Below are 21,489 nucleotides of genomic sequence, written 5' to 3'. Positions count from 1 at the left end.
CACGATATCCGTAAATCTGGTTCGGGTTGCCCATGCAGGCTGAGCACCTTGTAGGCCGGAACGCCGAACTGGATCTGGCGACGGAAATATTGCGCCAGGAAGGCGCGGGAGCTGTGCTCCTGATCGCCGATCCGGGCATCGGCAAAACGGCCTTGGCCGCCGAAATCGCGGCCCGCCTGGCCGGGGAAATGGTGGTGATGCGGGTCCACGGGAGTCCAGCCCTGTCCGCTGTGCCCTATGGCGTCCTGGCTCCCTACCTCCTGGACCTCCCCGTGGAGCAGGCAACATCGCCTGTGGCCATCCTCCGCGAATTCTGGTCCCAGTTCGAGAAACGGCGCGGCGGTGCAGGCGCACGGCTGCTGCTGATCGTGGACGACGCCCACGACCTCGATGAAGGCAGCACCCAGATCCTTGCCGAGCTGGTAACGGCAGGGTGGGCGCGGCTGGTGGCCACTAGCAGGCAACGGCCCGGCCTTCCAGCGGCACTGCTTCAGCTCTGGTATGACGGACTGGCGGAGAGGCTGGAACTTCATCCCCTTGACCGGGAGAGCGTCACCGAGCTTGCGGAAAAGACCCTGGGCGGAACCGTCATGGCCAGCGCGGCCGACGTCCTGCATTCGGTGTCCGAGGGCAATCCGCTCCTGCTGCGCTGCCTCCTGGACGACTCGAGGGCGGATGGAAACCTGGTGCGGCGGAACGGAGTCTGGTTCCTTACCCGCGCACTCTCGGGCAGCGGCGAGGGCTTGGCTGAGGTAGTGCGCAACCGGGTACTCAGAACAAGCGAAGCTGAGCGGGAGGCGATGTACGTTATTGCGTTGTCCGAGCCCGTCCCTGCCGCCGTGCTGGATACACAGGTGGGCAGGGACACCGTGCGGGCGCTGATGGACAGCCGCTTGGTGCTCTCCACCAATGGACCCGGCAGTCCCCTCAAAATGTGGCACCCGATGTACAGCGAGGCCCTGCGCCAGATTGTTTCCCCTGCCCGCAGCCTCCAGATCCGCCAGCGCATGGTGCAGCACTTGCTCGCTGAGCCGCCAACGGCTGAAGGTTTGCTCCGCTCTGTGAGTTGGGCGCTGGACTGTGGCGCCGACGTCGAGGATGAACAGTTGCTGCAGGCAGCCTTCCTGGCCGCAAAACTGCTCCAGAACCCACTGGCGATGGCTGCAGCCGGCAAGGTCCGCTCGGAGGCGCTGAAACCGAGGGCCCGTGCCGTGATGGCCATGGTCAACTACAACGACGGCGACTTCCGCAGTGCGGCACGATTGCTTGAAGACGGTGCCGGGTTCCTGGACGCTGATCCTTCCGGACCACTGGGCGCAGGGCTGTTGTGGGCTGCTGCGCGCGCGGCGATGGGGGATGCTTCTGCGGACATCGTCTCTGACGCCAAGGCTGCGGCCACGGCACTGGTCGAGGGAAGGCCGTCGTCGGACCCGGTGGTCGGGCTGGTGGGAAGGCATGCCAGAGCCTTGGAGCTGGCGGCGCTGGCCCATGACGGACGTTATGAAGAACTCCGTGCAGGCTTGGTGGAATTTGCTGACGGACTGGGAGAGGACCAGCCGGACCTGGTGATGAACCGGGTCTTCCTGCTTGCCATGCACTGTGAGCTCCTGACGGTTCAGGGCCAAGCTGCCGAAGCACTGGAGGCAGGACGCGAGGCGCTGATGCTGCTGGATGAGGACACGGATGACCTCCTGTACTTCAGTGACTTTGTCCTGGTCCGCTACACCTTGGCAGCCCTGGAGTCCGGGGATTGGGAGGCAGCCGCTGCGGCGCTGGACCGGTACGCTGCCAGTTCGGCCATGGGCCTCATTGTTTTTGGCGGAGACATCCAGACGCTCAAGGGCATGTTATTGCTGCGTCAGGGCCGCCTGGAGCAGGCCACAGAGCTCCTGGCGCCCGCAGTGGAGGCCCTCAGGATCAAGGACCCGCAGAGGCTGCGCAGCTTGGGCAACGCCCTGGCTTTTTATGCTGCGGGCAAGTCCGGCGATACTGCCCTCGCCCAGCGGTTGGCAGGGGAACAGGAAACGGCCGCAGCCGGGGGAGCCTACGTGGAAGCCCTCGCGGAGGTCTTCAGGCTCGCTGGGCAGGAGCTTCTCTCCAAGGGTTCGGGACTGGTCAAGCTCAGGGGCTTGCCGGAGGCGGGTTCGCTCCATCAATTGCCCGGAGTCCTGCTGCAGAACCTGGTCCTCCGGATGGAACTCGGTGATGCCACGGCCAGCGAATCGGTCCAGCAGACGGCATTGTCCATGTCCGGTGCCTGGGCAGCCGGCTGGCAGTCGATGGCCACGGCGCAGCTGGGCGGAGGGGGAGAGGCTTTGGTGAACGCCGGAAATCTTCTGGCCGCCGCCGGAATGCCTGGACCAGCCGCAGTGGCATTCGATAAGGCCGCCCTGTCCTTCGACGCCGAGGGAAAGCGCCCGGAGGCACGGCAGGCCGCGGTGCTTCGCGATGTCAGCGAAGCCAGCCTCGGCGACGCGTTGGTCCATGATCCGAGCATCGAAGCAGACCGCTCCGTGCCGTTGACCCGGCGCGAACAGGACATCGTGGCATTGGCAGTATCCGGACTGACTGACCGGCAGATCGCCGAAAAACTGATGGTCTCCGTACGGACGGTGGAAGGCCACCTGTACCGCAGCTACGCCAAGCTCGGCATTCGCCGGCGCGAAGATCTCGGGGCTGCCGTCCGTCATTGACGGCAAGTCTCTTTGAGTACTCACAACCCCCTCTCCAGCCACTTGTTCCGGCATTCCCGCGGAATTTCACCAATCAATGGAGTAACACGCGGGTGTTTTGCGCCCAAACCAAGTAGTGCCCCTCCGGGGGACTGAGTACAACAAGGTACCGGGCCGCAAAAAGCCCTGAAGTAATCGAGTACCAACTACTGGTGTACGGCGTCCGCCACCCCGGCAGTATTGATCTTGGAAGAACGGTTCAGCCCCAAGCATCACCGGGATTCCGAAAGTCGCATCATCCGCATCGGTGGTCTCTTTGAGCCGATGCACCGGCCACCGCGAGGTGGTCCGGCCCTGGACGAAGCCGGCGGCGACAGAGTCTTCTGAGACCGAGACTCTCCCCCCAGCCGCCGCCGGCTTCTAGGCCAGGTAGCCCTCCGCACCTCGCGGACATCAAACCTCCCGGACCCTGGGACTGCTGCTATTGGAGTGCGCATGTTGCCGGATCCCTGGCTGGACGAAGACACCGTCACAGTCGGGCTGAGGCCATCAAACTTCCCGGACCGGACCCGCTTGCTGGACATTATCCTTTCCGCAGTACCGTCTCCATCCACCAGCGGCATCGTGGTGGTAGGAGACCGTGGATCCGGAAAGAGCCACCTTCTGCTCTCGGTCAAAGCGGGGCTCCCGGACACCATGGACGTCCGGACCTTCGCCGGAAAACCGGAGCTCAGGACTACGCGCTATGCCGCCTTGGGGGCAGCCTCTGCCCCGGGCGATGAAGAGACCTTGCCGCCGGGATTCCACGTCCTCCGGGCCTTGACCAGCACCTTGGGTGCAGCTGAGTACCTGTACACGCCACCTGCGGGACGACGGCGAACCAGACGTCGGGCGCAACCGTCACGGCCGCCGCTGGTGCTGTTGGTGGACGACATCCACTACGTCGATCCGGCATCACTGGCTGTCCTGCTGCAACTCATTCCCGGTTTTGGGGCTACGCTCGTGGCCACTGCCGACAGCCGGAGACCCCTCCCGCCGGACCTCTACCAGTTGTGGGAGGACGGCTTCCTGGAGCAGTATTTCCTTCCACCGTTTACCTTCAACGAAGCTCACGCGTTGTGTGAGGCCGCTTTGGGGGGAAAGGTCCAGCGGCGGGCCAGCAGCCTTCTGGCGGCCATGAGCGGATTCAATGTGGGGCTCCTGGGCCTTGCGGTGGACGATGCCCGGCGCGCCCACCTCCTGGTGCAAAAGGACGGCTTCTGGACCATCGACGTGCGGGCGCAGTGCGACTGGCCCGGTGTTGTTGCACAGGTGCAGGCCGAAAATGCGGCCCGGCCGCCGGAGGAGCGGCAAGCACTGGAGCTGATCGCGCTTGCGGAGCCTGTGGCGTTGGAAGTGGTGGAGCACCACTTCGGCCAGCGGGCCGTGGAAGACCTGCTGGCGAAACACCACATCAGGGTGCTCCCCGGTCGGCCACCGCTGCTTCGCACCAGCTCGTGGTTGCGTGGCGAAGGTACCCGATTGTCTGTGCCGATGCCGCGGAGTGTGGCGCTGCGGCTGGGCGTCGAGGAACCGGCCCTGACTGTGGAGTCAGCCCCCACCATGCTTCGCTGGATGACGTGGACCCTGGACTGCGGGCTGACACTCTCGGATGAGCTCCTCCTGGCCACTGCGCCCGCCGCTGACAGGCCATCGACAGCAGAACTTGCACTGAGGGCTGCCGCTGCGGTGTCGATGCCGGCCCACCAGGACGAAGCCAGGCTGCTGAGGGCGCGGGCGTTGATAGCCGAGGGCCAACTCACTGAAGCGGCGCCCGAACTGCGGGAACTGGCAGTTGGAGGTTCTCCGCGGGTGAAAGCTGACGCGACGTCCCGTCTGCTGGCGTTGGAACTCCTGGGTGCAGTACCACGTGATGCAGTGGACGGGCCTGCCAGTCCGGACGATTCCCGGAGCGGGGCGGAACTGTCCAAGCAGCTGGTTCAGAACATCCGCGAAGCCGAACGCCTCCTCCTCTCCGGGGCTGCCCCTGAGGCGTTGGAGGTGTCTACGGTGGCCATGGCTGCCATCAACGCAGATCCTGCCCTGGAGGTGTTCCGCCCGGGCGCAGTGCTCCGGCATGTGATGTGTCTGCGGAACAACCTTGCCTGGGGGCACGTGGATTCGCTTCTTGAGTGCCCTTCTGCTTTCGTGCTCCCCACGCACTTGGCTCTTTGCTTGGAAGTGGGCCGCGGCTACGCCGAGCTGAGCCAAGGCCTTCCGCGTGCGGCGCGTGGCACGTTGGAGCCGGTCCTTGCAGAACTGCCCGACGCCGGCCTGCCGCCCGTTCTCGCCGTGGCGGCGGCCATGATGGCCTACTCAGAGGCACTGTGCGGCAACGCCATCCGCGCGATGGAACGCGTCCAGCAGAGTACAGCTGTCCTGGCACATCAGGACTTCCCTCCCGATGGCCTCCTGCCGCAGCTCAGCGCACTGTACATCGCAGCAGCACAGGACCAGGTGTCCGGGAAGTCCAGCCACCTGCTGGAACTGGCCGAACATGTCCATACCCAGGGCCACACCTTGCTGGAGGCCGAGGCAGTCTCGCTCCTGACGCTCAACCCAAGCTGCGCCGCCGTCGACGATCTTGTGATCCAGCGCCGCCTGGCCGGGCTGGCCGCTGCAGTTCACGGTGCCGGCGGGGCAGCATTGGGGACGTTTGCTTCGGCCTTGCTGGACAACGACCCCAAGACCCTCGAATCGGCCGGCAGGAGCCTTTCCGCGGACCGGCAATTTGCCCATGCCGCCATTTGCTATTCACGCGCGGCCAGTGGATACGAAGCGAAGACCCGCAACGCTGCGAGTCGTCGGGCCGCGGTGCTCGTTGAGCGGTTGCGCGCGGCGTTCGACAGCGGGGCCGTGCCGCCGCTGGGTTGGGTACCCGGGAGGGCCGGCGGCTGACGTGCTGTACAGCACACCTGCGGCACCGCACGCAAGGTGTCTCCGTGGGATAATGAGGAGTCCCTGAAGGATTCCCAAGGAGCGCCCCTTGACTGCCGTATCAACCCCCGCCTCACTGCAGCGGTCCGTGCATGCCATGGACAACGCGGAGGTGTTGCGGATCCGGAACGACTTCCCGGTGCTGGATCAGCTGGTCAATGGCAAACCCTTGATCTACCTCGATTCCGGTGCCACCTCGCAGAACCCGCTCAGTGTCATCGAAGCCGAGCAGGAGTACTACGAGCAACGAAATGCTGCTGTTCATCGCGGTGCCCACCACCTTGCTGTGGAAGCCACCGAGGTGTTCGAGGACGCGCGCCAAACTGTGGCGGACTTCGTCGGCGCCCAGTATGAGGAAACCGTGTGGACCTCCAATGCCACCGAGGGCCTCAACCTGATCAGCTACGCCCTCTCCAACGCTGCTCTGTGGGCAGCACAGGGGAGGGGCGGTTCGGCGCTGAAGGACCTGGCCATTGGTCCGGGCGACGAGATCGTGGTCACCGAGATGGAACATCACGCCAATCTCATCCCGTGGCAGGAACTGGCCTTCCGGACGGGTGCAGCCCTCAAATACATCCCCGTCACGGACCATGGCACCCTTCGGCTGGACGCTGCGGCTGAGCTCATTGGCGAGCGGACCAAGCTGCTGGCTTTCACCCACGCCTCCAATGTCCTTGGCACCATCAACCCAGTGGCGGAGCTTGTGGCCCTGGCCCGCCGGGTTGGAGCTTTGGTGGTCCTGGACGCCTGCCAGTCGGTGCCGCACATGGCCGTTGACGTCAAGGAACTGGACGTCGATTTCGCCGTGTTCTCCGGACACAAGATGCTGGCGCCAACCGGTGTTGGCGTGCTGTACGGCAAGCAGGAGATCCTGGATGTCCTGCCGCCGTTCCTGACAGGCGGCTCCATGATCACCACCGTCACCATGGAACGCGCGGAATACCTGCCGGCACCCCAAAGGTTCGAGGCCGGCACCCAGCGCATCTCACAGGCAGTGGCGCTCGCAACCGCCGTTAACTACCTCACCGAGACCGGGATCGACCGCATCCATGCGTGGGAAGCGACGCTGGGTCAGCGCCTGGTGAAGGGGCTTGAGACCATCGAAGGCATCCGGGTGGTCGGTCCGGCCTCCGGATCTGAGCGGATAGGTCTTGCGGCGTTCGACGTCGCCGGCGTCCACGCGCACGACGTCGGGCAGTTCCTTGACGATCGCGGCATCGCCGTCCGCGTCGGTCACCACTGCGCCCAGCCGCTGCACCGCCGTCTGGGCCTGACGGCCACTACCAGGGCGAGTACCTACCTCTACAACACCACGGACGACGTCGATGCTTTCCTCGACGCCGTATCAGGGGTGCGGGCCTACTTCCAGGCCTGATCCCGGCACTCGGCACAGGCCCTGGGCCGGGCAGCCAGCCAACCAACGATTTCCTTAGAACAGGCAACAAGCACCATGAGTCTTGACCAGTTGTACCAACAGATCATCCTGGACCATTCCAAGCAGCGGCATGGCAGCGGGCTGGCAGAAACGGACGCTCCCGCGGGCGCGTCCACCGGCCAATCGCACCAGCTGAATCCGGTCTGCGGAGATGAAGTGACGCTGCGGCTTGCCGTGGCGGATGGCACTGTCCAGCAGATCCGCTGGGACGGCGCAGGCTGCTCCATCTCCATGGCGTCGGCCTCGGTGCTCAGCGAACTGGGCGAGGGCATGTCCGTGGAGGAACTCCACTCGGTGATCGATAATTTCCGGGAAGTTCTCCGGTCCCGCGGAAAGGTGCAGGCGGACCCGGAGATTCTGGGCGATGCCGCGGCCTTTGAGGGCGTTGCCCGCTACGCAGCCCGGGTTAAGTGCGCCATGATCTCTTGGGTGGCTGCCGAGGACGCGCTCAACCAAGCCACCGCCTAACGGCGCCGAAGCACTCCCGCGTCAGGCGCGGGCAAAGACGTCAGGCACGCCGTCGCCGTCGTCGTCCCGTTCTTCATCCGCCTGGACCTGGCGGTACCGCCGGTTGCGGGCTTTAAGCACGACGGCGGCCAGCAGCGCCGAGATCAGGGAACCAGCCAGGATGGCCACCTTGGCGTGGTCGTTGTGGGCCGATTCGGCACCGAAGCTCAACTCACCGATCAGCAGCGACACGGTGAACCCGATGCCGGCCAGGAGTGCCAGGCCGAAGAGGTCGATCCAGGCAATGCTGGAATCGAGGCTGGCGCGGGTGGTCTTGGTGACCAAGAACGTTGTGCCGAAAACGCCCACTGCCTTGCCAACTACCAACGCCGCAACGATGCCCACGGCCACGGGGTCCGTGAGCGCGGCGCCCATGCCGTCGAGTCCGCCCAAGGCAACGCCGGCGGAGAAGAACGCAAAGACCGGCACCGCGAATCCTGCAGAGAACGGGCGCAGACGGTGTTCGAAATGCTCAGCCAGCCCCTCGGCCGGTTCGTTCTTCTTTCCGCTGGCGAAGACCGGCACAGCGAAGCCCAACAACACACCGGCCACGGTGGCATGGATACCGGAGGCATGGACGAACCCCCAGGTGGCCAACGCGAGGGGCAGGAGCAGGTACCAGCTGCGGATTCGCTTCTGGACCAGGAACGTGAAGAGGGCAAGCGGCACCAGGGCAGCCAGGAGCATGAGCGGCTGGAGCCCAGTGGAGTAGAAGAAGGCAATGATGCCGATGGCGATGAGGTCGTCCACCACTGCCAGCGTCAAGAGGAATGTCCGGAGCGCGGCGGGGAGATGGGTGTTGATAACAGCAAGCACGGCCAGAGCGAAGGCAATGTCCGTGGCTGTGGGAATGGCCCAGCCCCGGAGGGTCTCAGGAGACCCAAGGTTGAAGAGGACGAAAATCAGGGCAGGGACCACCACGCCGCCAACAGCAGCGGCCACAGGAACGACTGCCCGGGCCGGCTTCCGTAGCTCACCGGCCACAAATTCGCGTTTCAGCTCAAGCCCGGCCAGGAAGAAGAACACCGCCAGCAGGCCGTCGGAGGCCCAATGGCCAAGGCTCAGCTCAAGATGCCACGGTTCATAACCGATCTTGAGATCGCGGAGCGCGAAGTAGCCGTCTGCTGCAGGGGAGTTGGCCCAGACGAGGGCGAGCACAGTGGCCGCCAGGAGGAGTGCGCCACCGACCGTTTCCGTGCGGAGAATGGCGAGGATTCTGCGGTACTCGGGGTACGTGGAGCGGGTAAAGACTTTGCTGGGGCTGCTGGTATTGGGCGACGGGGGAAGTTGTTGGGCCACGAAGGCTCCTTCACTGGTGGGCGGGCGTTTGCGGGTACTGCAAAAAAACCGCCGACCAGACTTCCCGGCACACCAAGATCCATCTTACCCAACTGAATAGCAGATCAGGCCGTTCTGAATGCTCAAAACGGCCTGATCTGTTACAGAGTGGGGTCAAACCTACGCGACGAGGGCCGCGATTCCAATAGCCGCCGTCGCGAGTCCGAGCACCATGGAGATGGTGACCAGCACGACGTGGACCGTGAGGAACTTGGTGGCTTTGCCGGCCGCGTCCCGGGCGCGGGGATCCTTCATGACCCGCTTCAGGAACTGCGGCCACACCAGCAAGGACCAGGCGCCGGCAACGATCAAAACTACGGCCAGGATCGCAGGAACCTGCACCCTAGTGGCTTTCGAGCCAGGCCTGGGCCTGCTGGGACTGGATGTTCAAGGCCTTGCCAACCATGGGCTCGGCGGCATCGGCGATCTTCCCGCCGAGGAACGGAACCGAGGAGGACACCGTGCCCTCGAGCTCGATCCGCGTGTTTCCGCCTTCGGCAACCAGGCGCTGAACGGCCGTCACGTCCAGCGGAGCGCCGGAAACTTTCAGGGCGATCTTGCTGGCACGCGAGCCATCTGCAGCCGGGGCTTCCCACTGCTCGGTCTGCGTGACGGTGAGGCTCTCGCCAACAAACTTGCGGGCGATATCCGGCAGCCGTGTGGTGGGCAGGGTCCGGACGGTGGTGGTGCTGAAAGCACCGGCAGTGTCGCCGTCGATCGTGAACGATTCCAGGGAGCCGCCTACCAGTTCGCTCGTGTGACGCAGGAAATCCTCGTCGACAAATACGGCCGCAACGCGGTCAACACTGTGCGGCAGGGTGGTGGATGCACTCAGGGCCATGGGTCCTCCGTGGATGGTGGTGGTGAAGCTCTTTTAGCTCCCAACATCCTACGGGTTGTCCGTGGCCACCCCCGAACCCTGCTTTTGTTCCGCTTCTTGAAGGGCCATGGCGGCCGCGGAAATGTTCCGGGCCATCGACGGGAAGATGAAGCCGTGGAACGGGTACACGCCCAACCAGTAGAGCCTTCCAGCCAAACCGCGCGGGAAGAAGATGGCGCGCTGCTTGTAGAGGCTCCCGCCGCCGTCGGGCTCCACGCCCAACTCAAGCCAGGCGCCCCCGGGCGCCCGCATCTCCGCCCTGAGCCGCAGCAGGTGGCCGCGGTCGATCGCCTCCACCCGCCACCAATCCACTACCTCGCCGGTGTTCAGAGTCTTGGGATGTCGCCGCCCCCGCAGCAGCCCGGCGCCGCCCTGCAGTTTGTCCAACCAGCCCCGGACCCGCCATGCCAGCGGCAGCGAGTACCAGCCGTTCTTGCCGCCGATGCCCTCGATGATGGTCCATACGTGGCGCGGATCGGCCTCGCTGTGGAAGGTCCGCTCGTCCAGGAACACCTTGTACCCGGCCCAATCGGGGTCGCTCGGAAGGGGATCGGCGTCAATGCCGGCGTTCGCCCATGTGGTCTCCACCTGACCGTCACGTTCTTTGCCGAGCGCCAAGGCGACGGCGCGGCGGTAGGGCGTCAGGCCGCCGTCGGGCTGCGGGAAGAAATCGTCGACGTCGTGCTCCCGCGACACAGCGTCATGCTGCAGCGACTGCACCAACGGCAGGGACATTGACAACGGGATGGGCGTCACCAAGGCCACCCAGAGGCCTGCCAGCTTGGGCGCCGGGACAGGGAGTGCGATGACCAGCCGCCGGGGGAGCCCGCGCTCCACGGCGTACTCGTTCATCATCTCCTTGTACTTCAGGACCTCCCGCGACCCGATATCGAACGTACGGTTGACGTTTCCCGGAAGCGCTGCAGCAGCCACCAAATAGTGCAGGACGTCCCGCACAGCGATGGCCTCGATCCGGTTGTTAACCCAACTGGGTGCCGGCATGACGGGCAGTGTGTCGGCCAGGTGCCGGATCATTTCGAAGGATGCCGAACCCGAACCAATCACCACGCCGGCCTGGAACACCACAGCGTCCACCGGCGATTCCAGGAACACCCGGCCCACCGTTTCGCGGGAACGCATGTGCGTGGAGAGTTCAGTGTTCAACGGGTGCAATCCGCCGAGGTAGACGATCCTGTCCACACAGGCGTCTGCAGCGGCATCGGCCACGAGACGGGCCATCGCTTCTTCCTTGGCCTCGAATCCGCTCCCGGATGCCATTGAGTGGACCAAGTAATACAGGACATCGACGCCGTCCAAGGCCTCGGTGAGTCCGTCGGCGTCGGACAGGCTGTTCTCGATGATCTCCACGTCGTCATGCCAGGGAACGTCCGCGATCTTCTGCGGCGTCCGGACCAGGACCTTGACCCGGTGGCCTGCTTCAAGGAGCCGGGGGACCAGGCGGCCGCCGATGTATCCGGTGGCACCGGTGACCAACACGGTCTTGGTGTCCTGCGGGGTATTGGAATGCGTAGCTTCCGAAGGCTGCAAAGGAACTCCTGGGGCTGGGGGTAGAGGTAGGCTGGAATGACCCGGCATTCATCTGAATTTCCGGGCATTTGTGTTGCCTGCCCTTGGACCCACCCTAGGAGTTTCTGCCATGAGCCTCAACGGTCTGCGCCGCGCACTGGCGGAGGACAAGACTTTCGCGCGCGTCCGAACGGAAGCTCAGCGGCCCTTCAACGACCGCAATACCGACTACCAGATCAGTGCGCCCACGGGCATGCGTGCCGTCCTGCTGGCTGAAATGGCCGACGCCTTGGCTTCCGCCGGCGTCGAAGAGAACGGCGCCCCCGTAGTCCTCGCCGTCACCGCTACCGGCCGCGAAGCCGAGGACCTCACTGCAGCGCTCGCTTCGTATCTTCCCGCGGAGTCTGTGGCCACCTTTCCCAGTTGGGAGACGCTCCCGCACGAGCGGCTTTCGCCACGCTCCGACACCGTGGGTCGCCGACTCTCAGTGCTGCGCCGCCTGACCCACCCTGAAACCTCGACGGCGGCCCCATTGCGGGTTGTGGTGGCCCCGGTTCGCGCCGTGGTCCAGCCAATTGTGGCCGGCTTGGGAGATCTGGTTCCCGTGACGCTGGCAGTGGGACAGGAGCGTTCCTTCACGGAGGTGGTCCGGGCCCTGTCCGATGCCGCGTACGCCCGGGTGGACATGGTGACGCACCGCGGCGAATTCGCGGTCCGCGGTGGCATCCTGGACGTGTTCCCGCCCACCGAAGACCACCCCATCCGCGTGGAATTCTTCGGCGATGAGGTGGACCAGATGCGCTGGTTCGCCGTTGCTGACCAGCGCTCGCTGTCCGCCCCGGGGATCCACCACCCCACGGAACTGCACGCCCCACCGTGCCGGGAAATCCTGATCACTCCCTCGGTGATGTCCCGTGCCTCCAAGTTGAAGGCAGACATGCCGGCCGCGGCAGACATGCTGGAGAAGATCGCCGGCGGCATCGCCGTCGAGGGCATGGAATCCCTGGCCCCCGTGTTGGTGGACGCCATGGTCCCGTTCGTGGACCAGCTCCCCGCCGGCTCTCTGTCAGTGGTCATCGAGCCGGAGAAGGTGCGCACCCGCGCGCACGATCTCGCAGCCACCAACGAAGAGTTCCTGGAAGCTGCCTGGTCAACTGCGTCCGACGGCGGTGCGGCGCCTCTTGACCTGTCCTCCCAGGCTTCCACCGACCTCCACGCCGCCAGTTTCCGTTCCCTCACCGACACCCGCTCGGCCGCCCTTGAGCACGCGGTGTCCTGGTGGTCCATCACGTCCCTGGCCTCGGATGAGGACTTGGTCCTGGACATCGATGTCCTCAACATGCGCGCCCGGGAACCGCGTGGATATCAAGGCGAAGTTGCCGAGATGCTGGAGTTCATCGGCTCCCGTGTCCGCGAGCAATGGCGTGTGGTGGTGGTGACCGATGGCCCGGGCCCTGCCCAGCGCCTGGCCGAGCTGTTCCACGATGCCGACATCCCGTGTTCCCGCGTTGAGTCCTTGGATAAGGACCCACAGCCCGGAATCATCGAGGTGACCACCGCCGCCGTCGGACGTGGTTTTGTACTGGACGGGCTCAAACTGGGCCTGTTGACCGAAGCTGACCTCTTGGGGCACGCTACGGCCAGCTCCACCAAGGACATGCGCCGCATGCCGTCCAAGCGGCGGAACGCCGTGGACCCGCTGCAGTTGCACGCAGGCGACTTCGTGGTGCATGAGCAACATGGAATCGGCCGTTTCGTGGAGCTGATCCAGCGGAAGGTGGCCGGTACGTCATCGTCGGATGCCGGGCTGCGCGAGTACCTGGTGCTGGAGTACGCGCCATCCAAGCGCGGCGCTCCCGGCGACCGGCTCTTCGTCCCCACCGACCAGCTGGACCAAGTAACCCGCTACGTAGGCGGGGACGCGCCCGCACTGAGCAAAATGGGCGGCGCCGACTGGGCCAGCACCAAGTCCAAGGCACGCAAGGCAGTCAAGGAGATTGCCGGCGAGCTGATCCGGCTGTATTCGGCGCGCATGGCATCCCGTGGCCACGCCTTTGCGGCAGACACCCCGTGGCAGCGCGAGCTTGAAGAAGCCTTCCCGTACGTTGAAACGCCGGATCAGTTGACCACCATCAACGAGGTCAAGGCGGACATGGAGCGGGAGATCCCCATGGACCGCCTGGTGTCCGGCGACGTGGGCTACGGAAAGACCGAGATCGCTGTGCGTGCTGCCTTCAAGGCAGTGCAGGACGGCAAACAGGTGGCCGTTCTGGTGCCCACCACCCTCCTTGCCCAGCAGCACTACGAAACCTTTACGGAGCGCTTCTCCGGCTTCCCCCTGCGCGTGAAGCCCCTGTCCCGCTTTCAGAGCGGCAAAGAAGCCAAGGAAACTGCTGAGGGCGTCAAGAGCGGCGCCGTGGACGTGGTGATTGGTACGCACCGGCTTCTGTCCAAGGACTTCGAGTTCAAGGACCTCGGCCTGGTGATTGTGGATGAAGAGCAGCGCTTCGGTGTGGAACACAAGGAAGCGCTCAAGAAGATGCGCACCAACGTGGATGTGCTGGCCATGAGTGCTACACCGATTCCGCGAACCTTGGAAATGTCCCTTACTGGAATCCGCGAGACCTCAACGTTGGCAACGCCTCCGGAAGAACGGCACCCTGTCCTGACGTATGTGGGTCCCTACACCAACAAGCAGACGTCGGCAGCGATCCGCCGTGAGCTCATGCGCGAAGGCCAGGTGTTCTTCGTCCACAACCGCGTCTCGTCCATTGAACGCATCGCCGCACAGATCCGTGAACTGGTGCCCGAGGCCCGGGTGGAAGTTGCGCATGGACAGATGTCCGAGAGCCGCCTTGAGAAGATCATCGTGGACTTCTGGGAGAAGCGCTTCGACGTGCTCGTGTGCACCACCATCATTGAGACTGGCCTGGATATTTCCAACGCCAACACCTTGATTGTGGACGGGGCGGACAAATACGGGCTTTCCCAACTCCATCAGCTGCGCGGACGTGTTGGCCGTGGCCGCGAACGCGCGTACGCCTACTTCCTCTACCCCTCGGAAAAGCCGCTGGGTGAGGTGGCGCTGGAACGCCTGAAGGCCGTGGCAGCCCACAACGAGCTCGGGGCCGGCATGCAGCTGGCCATGAAGGACCTGGAAATCCGTGGCGCCGGCAACCTCCTCGGTGGCGAACAGTCCGGCCACATCCAGGGCGTGGGCTTCGATCTCTACATCCGCCTGGTGGGAGAAGCTGTTGCCGAATACCGCGGCGAGGCCGAGGAGAAGGCCGCCGAGATGAAGATCGAGCTGCCGGTGAATGCGCACCTTCCGCATGACTACGTGCCCGGGGAAAGGCTTCGCCTGGAGGCTTACCGCAAGCTGGCTGCGGCGATCACCTACGAAGCCATCGACGAGGTCCTCGCAGAACTCGTGGACCGGTATGGTGAGCCTCCGTTGCCGGCCCAGAACCTCATTGCCGTGGCCCGCTTCCGGGTGGGTGCCCGCGAAGCCGGTTTGTCCGACGTCGCACTTCAGGGAAACTTCATCCGCTTCTCGCCAGCACAACTGCCTGAGTCCAAAACCATGCGCCTGAACCGCATGTACCCCGGTTCGCAGGTGAAGCCTGCGTTGGACGCGGTGCTGATCCCCAAGCCCAAGACGGCAAGGATCGGCGGTCGGGACCTTCAGGACGCCGAAATCCTGCAGTGGGCGAACAACGTCATCGAGGCGATCTTCACCGACGTGCCCGTAAAGGCGGGCTAGCCGGATGATGGGAGGACACCACGCCGCGTCGGGAGCCGCGGCGTGGATAGCTATTGCCTCGACCGGCCCGTATGCCCTGGGCTGGTATCCCTTGGATTCCACCGGCATCCTGATTGGAGCCATGGCGACGGCGGGCACAGCCTTGGTCTGCGACTGGGACCACCGCCACAGCACCATAGCGAACTCGCTGCCGCCGCTGTCCAACGTGATTGCGGTTGGCATCGAAAAAGCCAGCGGCGGGCATCGGCAGGGAACGCACTCATTGCTGGGCGCCTCGGCGTTCGTAGTGCTGGCGGCGATGGCGGCACAGTTCCAGATGGTGACACCCGTGGGAAAGCTCTCGGTGGGCGCAGGTCTGCTGTGCATGTTCATGATCAACCTGGCTGCCAAGGCTCTGAACCTGTTTCCCAAGTCCGGCTGGATCACCAACTGGCTGTTCGCTGTGGTGATGGCCGGGCTGGTGACATGGTTCGCACCGGATCAGTGGGGATGGCTGCCGTTGTCCATGCTGACCGGTGTTGTGGTGCACATCGTGGGGGACATGATCACTGTGGGTGGTGTGCCACTTTTGTGGCCAATTGTCATAAAACCACCAAAGTTTCTCCGGAAATCCCTCATTAGTGGAATTTGGCGGGCAAACGGCGCCTTCTCCATTCCACTGCTGGGGCGGGCTGGTTCCCGGCGTGAATGGTTGGTCCTTATTCCTGTCAGTGGATATGCCATGGTGGGCATGGGTATTGCTGCCTGGACGCTTGCACAGCAGCATTGGCCCGGGATTTTGGCGGCTCTGGGCGGTGTGGTGCAGTTGCCGTGACACCGAAGCAGGCATAGTATCTCTTCCACCAAGGTGCGGGTCATGTAACGCAATTGGAATAATTCCGGGAGACCAATACAAGTAGTGCTCCCGTTGGAAAACTGCGTACATCTCCGGTGAACCAAGAGATCCCGTTCAACTTTTCGAGTATCGACTACTCGTGCCCTTTGAGAGCCACCCCACATAGCTTGGACCTCGACGTCAAATTGTTTGACTAATCGGAGGTTCAGATGGATCTGCTCCACCCGCACAGTATCCATACCGGCATCAGGGGGAGTCTTCAGGCACGGCGACATACTGAGTCAATGCGGCGCACGCAGGTTGATTTGGAAGTCGTCATCCCCGCATATAACGAGGCCGCAAGAATACCCACCACACTTGTCCAAACGGTCGATTTCCTGGCCGGCAAACCATGGACGTCACGCATTGTGGTGGTGGACAACTGCAGTACGGACGAGACCGGCGCCATAGTGCGCAAAATATCCCGGGACACTGGAAGCAGTGTCCCGATTTCCGTGGTGGGCTGTTCCCTGCGCGGGAAAGGAGCTGCTGTTCGCCGGGGATTGCTGAGTGGTTCCTCGAAATACACAGGATTCTTCGATGCCGACCTCGCTACGCCTTTGAACACCTTGGTGGCGGCAATGGAGCACCTGGAACAAGGGGCCTCGGCGGTGATTGCCTCGCGTCATGCTCCCGGTTCCACCTTCGTGCAGCCCCAACAGTTGGGGCGACGCGTTGGCGGAACAGCTTTCCGTGTGCTGACCAAATCCAAGGTCAAGGGCATTTTTGATACACAATGCGGTTTCAAGTTCTTTGAACGTGACGCTCTGACTGCGGCCATGGTGCAATGCCGTGCCACCGGATTTGCTTTCGACGTTGAGCTTCTGCTCCGTCTACAGCACGAAGGGGCCAGAATCGTTGAATTACCCGTCGCATGGACGGATGGTGCGGCCTCAACCTTCAGGCCCTTCAAGGACGGAATTGCCAGTTTTGCCTCAGTCCTCCAACTCAATAAGGCGATGCCATGACGGACACTTTTGTTCCCGCGAACATGCCTGCCCAACTGGCCGGAAAGCGGATCCTGGTGCTGAATTGGAGGGATATCAAGCATTCCCAGGCCGGCGGCGCAGAACAGTACATGCACGAAATCTCACGGCGATGGATAGAATACGGCGCTGAAGTTACCTGGTTTACGGGCCGGGAAGAACACCAGGCTGCCGAGGGCGTTGTGGACGGCATCAGGATCATCCGGTCAGGTGGACCTTTGGCTCTTTATGGCCAGGCCGCCCTTAAGCTGCTGCACACCCGGACCTGGTTTGACGGCGTGATCGATTGCCAAAATGGGATTCCGTTTTTTGCGCCCCTGTTCCTTCCGCGGGAAATGCCGATCGTGCAATTGATCCATCATGTTCACCAGGATCAATTCCGTACCAGGTTCTCCGCGCCCATGGCAGCCGTGGGCCGTTTTCTTGAGGGCACCGGGGCAAAGGCTGTGTACGGCAACCGCGCCATCGCGGCAGTTTCCCCGTCCACCAGGTTCGAACTTCGCAAGCTGGGTTTCTCCGGCCCAATTCACGTGGTGCCCAATGGAACGATCGAGGTTCCGCGAACTGTCGGCCCGCGCGATCCGGACCCCAACATCGTGGTCGTCAGCCGTTTGGTACCGCACAAGCGGCTGGACCTGTTGCTGGGCCAGTTCGCCGTTGCGGCCCGCAGCGTTCCCAAACTGCGCCTGGAGATTGTGGGTGACGGCCCGGAACGGGGCCGGCTCCAGCAGCTCGCCATGGACCTGGGCCTGGATGACATCGTGACGTTCCACGGGTACCAGCCCAACGAAGTCCGCAACAACCTCCTGAACCGGGCATGGCTGACGGCCTCCACCTCCGCGTCGGAAGGATGGGGTTGTTCTGTGATCGAAGCCGCTGCCTGGGGTGTTCCTTGCCTTGCCCTCCGTGTTCCGGGCATCCGTGACTCCGTTGTAGATGGCAGCACCGGGTGGTTGGTGGATACTGCAAAGGACTTCGGAACGGCAATGGTGTCCGCCCTCAAGACGCTGTCCCGGCAAGACGTGGCACGGGATATTTCTGCGCAATGCCAGGAATGGGCCCGGTGCTTTACCTGGGACCGCAGCGCGGCGTTGCTGGCTGGTGTCCTCCTCGAAGAGGAAGCGCTCCGACGCGAAGGCGACCAGTCAGGTGTTGCCCGTTCCGATATGTCCACGCTGGTGCACTTCGACCTGCCGGTGGGGGCCAACCTGCACTCGATCCTGCGGCCAACAGACGAAGTGGTCCAGAACCAAGGACGTGTGTCGGTTCTGATGAAGGGACGGGACGAGTTTGAGGCCTTTGCTGTCATGAGGCGCATCGGAGTGGTATCTGCAGAACTCCGGGCGGTGGGACGCAGCACGCTCCTGGCCGGACCTGGAAGCACGTTCACCCCCGCAGATGCCGTTGAAGGTCTGTAACCGGCATCAGAGCGTGGGGAAATTGAGGGGGAATCATGACTGACACTTTGCATGACCTGGAGGCTGCCTCCAGCACCGGGGAACGGCCAGCACTAGGGACTCCGGACGTGGGGGCGAAGGTGGCCGAGAACAGCGGCTTTCTGTCCGTAGCTGCCGGCGTGGTGGGTGTGGTCAGCTACGCGTGCTCACTCCTTATGGCCAATATGTTGGGAACCGCGGATTACACACAGTTCGCGGCTGCGGCGATGCTTCTGGGTGTTGTTGGCATCGTGGCGTCCGCCCTGGTTCCCCTGCCGTTGTCCCACTTTGTGGCGGTTCACCCCGCGGGGTCGGATGGGCGCCGGGACGGCATGGCCTTCTCCGTTTTCCTCTCCTGCATCGCGGGCATCGCAGCCGCAGCAACAACCGGGGCCTTGACGCTGGCCTTTTCGACGCCGCCACTGGCCGCCGCCGTAGCGACGGGCGCGCTGGCCATCTTCCTCATGGCGGCGCCGTCGGGCTGGCTGCAAGGTGAACTCCGCTTCACGTGGTACGCCATGACCACCATCGGCGAAGTGCTGTTGAGGTTGGGATTCAGCGTCCTGGTGATTCTCCTTGCCTGGGGTGCTGTGGGGGCGATCCTCGGATTCGCCGTCGGCGCGCTGGCCCTGGTGGCGGTGCCTTGGTCCTTTTACCGCGATCTCCAGTGGCGTCCGGGAGTCCTTCGGCAGAGATGGCGGTGGGCGGAGACCAGCGACATCGCATCGGTCCTGTGCGTTGTCTCTGTTCTGGTGGGCGTTGATGTGGTGGTGGTGGCGTTCCTGGACGAGGGGCCCGCCGCTGCAGGATTTCAGGCTCTGGCCACCATTGCCAAGGGGCCGGTCTACGTTGCGGCCGGGACCGCGCTGGTAGCGTTTCCCCTGCTCCGCCGCCCTGGGGTCAATGTCCGCGAGGTACTTGGTGCCGCGTTCGCCTCGTTCAGCCAATTGGCGGTGGTGGCGTTCGCGATCATTGCCACTGCCCCCCACCTTCTTGCTGGTGTCATCATTCCGGAGAAGTACCACGGTTCCCTGGAACTGCTGCCGTGGCTCGCGGCCGCCGGATTGGGCTACGCCGTACTGACCGTCCTCACCACCATCCTGCTCGCCCTGCGGGCCTACCGTCGCTGCCAGCTCGGCCTGGCGTGCGCTTGCCTTCTGGTGGTGGCGGGACTCTGGACCGGGTGGCAACTGGACGCAGTGAGCGGGCTGGCGGTGGGATCGGCCATCGGTGCAGTGGTTGCGGCGGCAGTGCTGATCCTCATTTCCTGGCCGGTCCTCGCCGCCGTCGGCCCGGCGAAGGGGGCCTACCGTTTCAGCGCAGGCACCTCCGTCCTGTTGCTGCTCCTTGCTGTGGCCGCGCAACTCCAGCCCGTCGCGTGGCTGGTCCTGGCCGCCATCAGCGGCATCGCGGTCCTGGCCCATCAACGCGGCTTGCTGCCGCGGACGCTCGGTTGGGGGACAGCACGACGACGGTTCGGCGCGCCTGTGCGGTCTGCCGGACGGCGTTCGAAAGCCGCGGACCCTTCTTCCAACCGCCTGGCGATATCCATGGTTCGGGTGGTGTCCAGCCCTGTCTCGGCCTTTATCGCGGTGTCAGCGGCGGCGTTTGGCGTGCGGGCCATCGGCTTGGCGCGCGGTTTTGAGCTGTGGGTGGATGAGCTGCTGTACGTCCGCCTGGGGGAGTCGCTCACCACAGGGCAAGTTCCCACGCTGCCGGATGGGCCGTTCTTCCTCCATCCGCCAGGCTTCTTCCTCCTGGAAGCCGGCACCATCAAGCTGTTTGGCATCTCTGGTGACATCGTGGAGGTGGTCCTGCAGCTCCGCTGGCTCAATGCCGCGCTGGGGGCCATCACCGTCGGCCTGGGGTTCCTGTTGGTCAGGAAACTTGCCGGCACGACGGCGGCCTGGCTCGCCGCGGTGGTCCTGGCCTTTGAACCATTCATCCTGCGCAATAACAGCCACGCATTCCTGGAGACGTCGGCGATGGCCTTCGTGCTGGCCGGATTCCTCGTCCTGACGGGCACCCGGACACCGAACAGGCGGCTGCCGGCAGCACTGCGGCTCATTGCGGTGGGTCTCCTGCTGGGCTACGCAGTCCTCTGCAAAGATTTCTTTATCATCTGCACTGTCGGTCCGGTGGCGGTAGCCGTGATCTGGAAACGGACCCTGCCATGGCGGCAGGCCGCCGTCGTACTCATTGCAGCCGCGGTACCGTATGCCACCTACTTGGCCATAGCGGCCTCGCAGGCCCATCTACCCGACTGGATCGAGGCGAAGACCAGCGGAATACTGCGGGCTTCGGGTCTGGAAAAGAGCACCGGGTTCACCGCAGAAGGGTCACCGAACATCATGACCCGGTTGATCGAGCAGAGCGGCCACTTCGGCACAAGCTACCTGCTGCTGGCCCTGTGCCCGGTAGCCGGTGCCCTGCTGTGCTTCAGCCGGCGCGCAGACCGGAGGGTGATCGGGCTGGCCGGTTTCGCCTTGGGCGCTGCCGGTGCCTACAGCGCCGCGTTTGGCACCTTTGAAGAGCAATACGGCTACGGCGTCATGATTGCCGGCGTGTTGTGCTCCGTCCTGGTAGTAGTGGAGCTGAGGGAGAGGTTCAGCGAGCGATCCCGTAAGGGATTCCGTCAAGGTCGGACGTTCCTGGCCATCGCCAGCTTGTGCTTCGTCGCCTTGACCGTGGTGCTGGGCGCCCGGACGGCGTTTACGGTGGACAACGGATTTGTCCAAGTCAAGGACTGGGTCAAAAACAACCTCCCCCAGGAGGCCCGGGTGAGTGTCAGCAACAGCACCGGCGAGTTCGCGTTTGCCGACGATCCGCGATTTGGCGTGTGGCCTTCCGCGCCCCTGATGCAGGGGGCCGGGGCAAATTACATCCTGACCCAATCCCACCCAACCAGCCAAGGCTATGGCTACGCACAACCTGAGATGCTCACGTGGCTTAAGGAATACGCGACGCCTGTCTTCAGTGCTGAGGGGCCAACCAACGGTTCCACCACGCTATGGCTCGTAGCACCTGCCGAGCTCAGCATGGGTGCCGCCAACGGAACGGGAACTCCCTCCAAAACGTACGAGACAGAACGGTGA

At 64.0% G+C, this 21,489-nt stretch carries 13 protein-coding genes; 9 read left to right on the top strand and 4 right to left on the bottom strand.

All coding sequences use genetic code 11. The features are described from left to right. Window positions 1-32: 32 nt before the first annotated feature. From BMY91_RS05740 to sufU, 4 genes are all read left to right on the top strand, one after another. Entirely contained in the window at window positions 33-2,693 is a 2,661-nt protein-coding gene (locus tag BMY91_RS05740; RefSeq protein WP_090819706.1) for a helix-turn-helix transcriptional regulator, read from the top strand. Between the two features lie 474 nt (window positions 2,694-3,167). Further along, a complete protein-coding gene (locus BMY91_RS05735) occupies window positions 3,168-5,609 on the top strand; it encodes an ATP-binding protein (RefSeq protein ID WP_090819701.1) in 2,442 nt (813 codons plus the stop codon). Between the two features lie 88 nt (window positions 5,610-5,697). After that, on the top strand, window positions 5,698-7,023 hold the full coding sequence (locus tag BMY91_RS05730; RefSeq protein WP_090819698.1) for a cysteine desulfurase: 1,326 nt from the start codon (window positions 5,698-5,700) through the stop codon (window positions 7,021-7,023). 75 nt (window positions 7,024-7,098) lie between these two features. After that, window positions 7,099-7,551 carry a Fe-S cluster assembly sulfur transfer protein SufU gene (gene sufU / locus BMY91_RS05725; protein WP_090819695.1) on the top strand — a complete coding sequence of 151 codons (453 nt, stop codon included), beginning with the start codon at window positions 7,099-7,101 and terminating at the stop codon, window positions 7,549-7,551. A gap of 21 nt (window positions 7,552-7,572) precedes the next feature. On the opposite strand, the gene nhaA is transcribed toward sufU, so the two are convergent. The 4 genes from nhaA to BMY91_RS05705 all read right to left on the bottom strand — a co-directional run bounded on the left by nhaA (window position 7,573) and on the right by BMY91_RS05705 (window position 11,356). After that, window positions 7,573-8,889 (bottom strand): Na+/H+ antiporter NhaA, encoded by a 1,317-nt coding sequence (gene nhaA, locus BMY91_RS05720; protein ID WP_090819692.1) that lies wholly within the window; start codon window positions 8,887-8,889, stop codon window positions 7,573-7,575. 159 nt (window positions 8,890-9,048) lie between these two features. Continuing rightward, the gene (locus BMY91_RS05715) at window positions 9,049-9,270 is read right to left on the bottom strand and encodes an SCO4848 family membrane protein (RefSeq protein ID WP_090819689.1); all 222 of its coding nucleotides are present in this window, start codon (window positions 9,268-9,270) and stop codon (window positions 9,049-9,051) included. Window position 9,271: 1 nt separating this feature from the next. After that, entirely contained in the window at window positions 9,272-9,769 is a 498-nt protein-coding gene (locus tag BMY91_RS05710) for a DUF2505 domain-containing protein (protein WP_090819686.1), read from the bottom strand. Between the two features lie 48 nt (window positions 9,770-9,817). Beyond that, window positions 9,818-11,356 carry an SDR family oxidoreductase gene (locus tag BMY91_RS05705; RefSeq protein WP_090819684.1) on the bottom strand — a complete coding sequence of 513 codons (1,539 nt, stop codon included), beginning with the start codon at window positions 11,354-11,356 and terminating at the stop codon, window positions 9,818-9,820. A gap of 109 nt (window positions 11,357-11,465) precedes the next feature. Here BMY91_RS05705 and mfd point away from each other — a divergent pair, with 109 nt between their 5' ends. From mfd to BMY91_RS05680, 5 genes are all read left to right on the top strand, one after another. Continuing rightward, entirely contained in the window at window positions 11,466-15,098 is a 3,633-nt protein-coding gene (mfd, locus tag BMY91_RS05700) for a transcription-repair coupling factor (protein WP_090819681.1), read from the top strand. A 4-nt stretch (window positions 15,099-15,102) separates the two neighbouring features. Continuing rightward, window positions 15,103-15,912 (top strand): metal-dependent hydrolase, encoded by an 810-nt coding sequence (locus BMY91_RS05695; RefSeq protein ID WP_090819678.1) that lies wholly within the window; start codon window positions 15,103-15,105, stop codon window positions 15,910-15,912. A gap of 305 nt (window positions 15,913-16,217) precedes the next feature. After that, window positions 16,218-16,940 (top strand): glycosyltransferase, encoded by a 723-nt coding sequence (locus BMY91_RS05690; RefSeq protein WP_254779622.1) that lies wholly within the window; start codon window positions 16,218-16,220, stop codon window positions 16,938-16,940. Then, window positions 16,937-18,376, top strand: a complete 1,440-nt coding sequence (locus BMY91_RS05685) for a glycosyltransferase family 4 protein (protein WP_090819672.1) — start codon at window positions 16,937-16,939, stop codon at window positions 18,374-18,376. Before BMY91_RS05690 ends, BMY91_RS05685 begins: the two co-directional genes overlap by 4 nt. A gap of 35 nt (window positions 18,377-18,411) precedes the next feature. Beyond that, window positions 18,412-21,489 carry a polysaccharide biosynthesis protein gene (locus tag BMY91_RS05680; RefSeq protein WP_090819669.1) on the top strand — a complete coding sequence of 1,026 codons (3,078 nt, stop codon included), beginning with the start codon at window positions 18,412-18,414 and terminating at the stop codon, window positions 21,487-21,489.

Source organism: Arthrobacter sp. yr096, from assembly GCF_900108925.1.
Taxonomy (GTDB): Bacteria; Actinomycetota; Actinomycetes; order Actinomycetales; family Micrococcaceae; genus Arthrobacter.
This window is presented reverse-complemented; position numbering and strand designations above follow the sequence as displayed.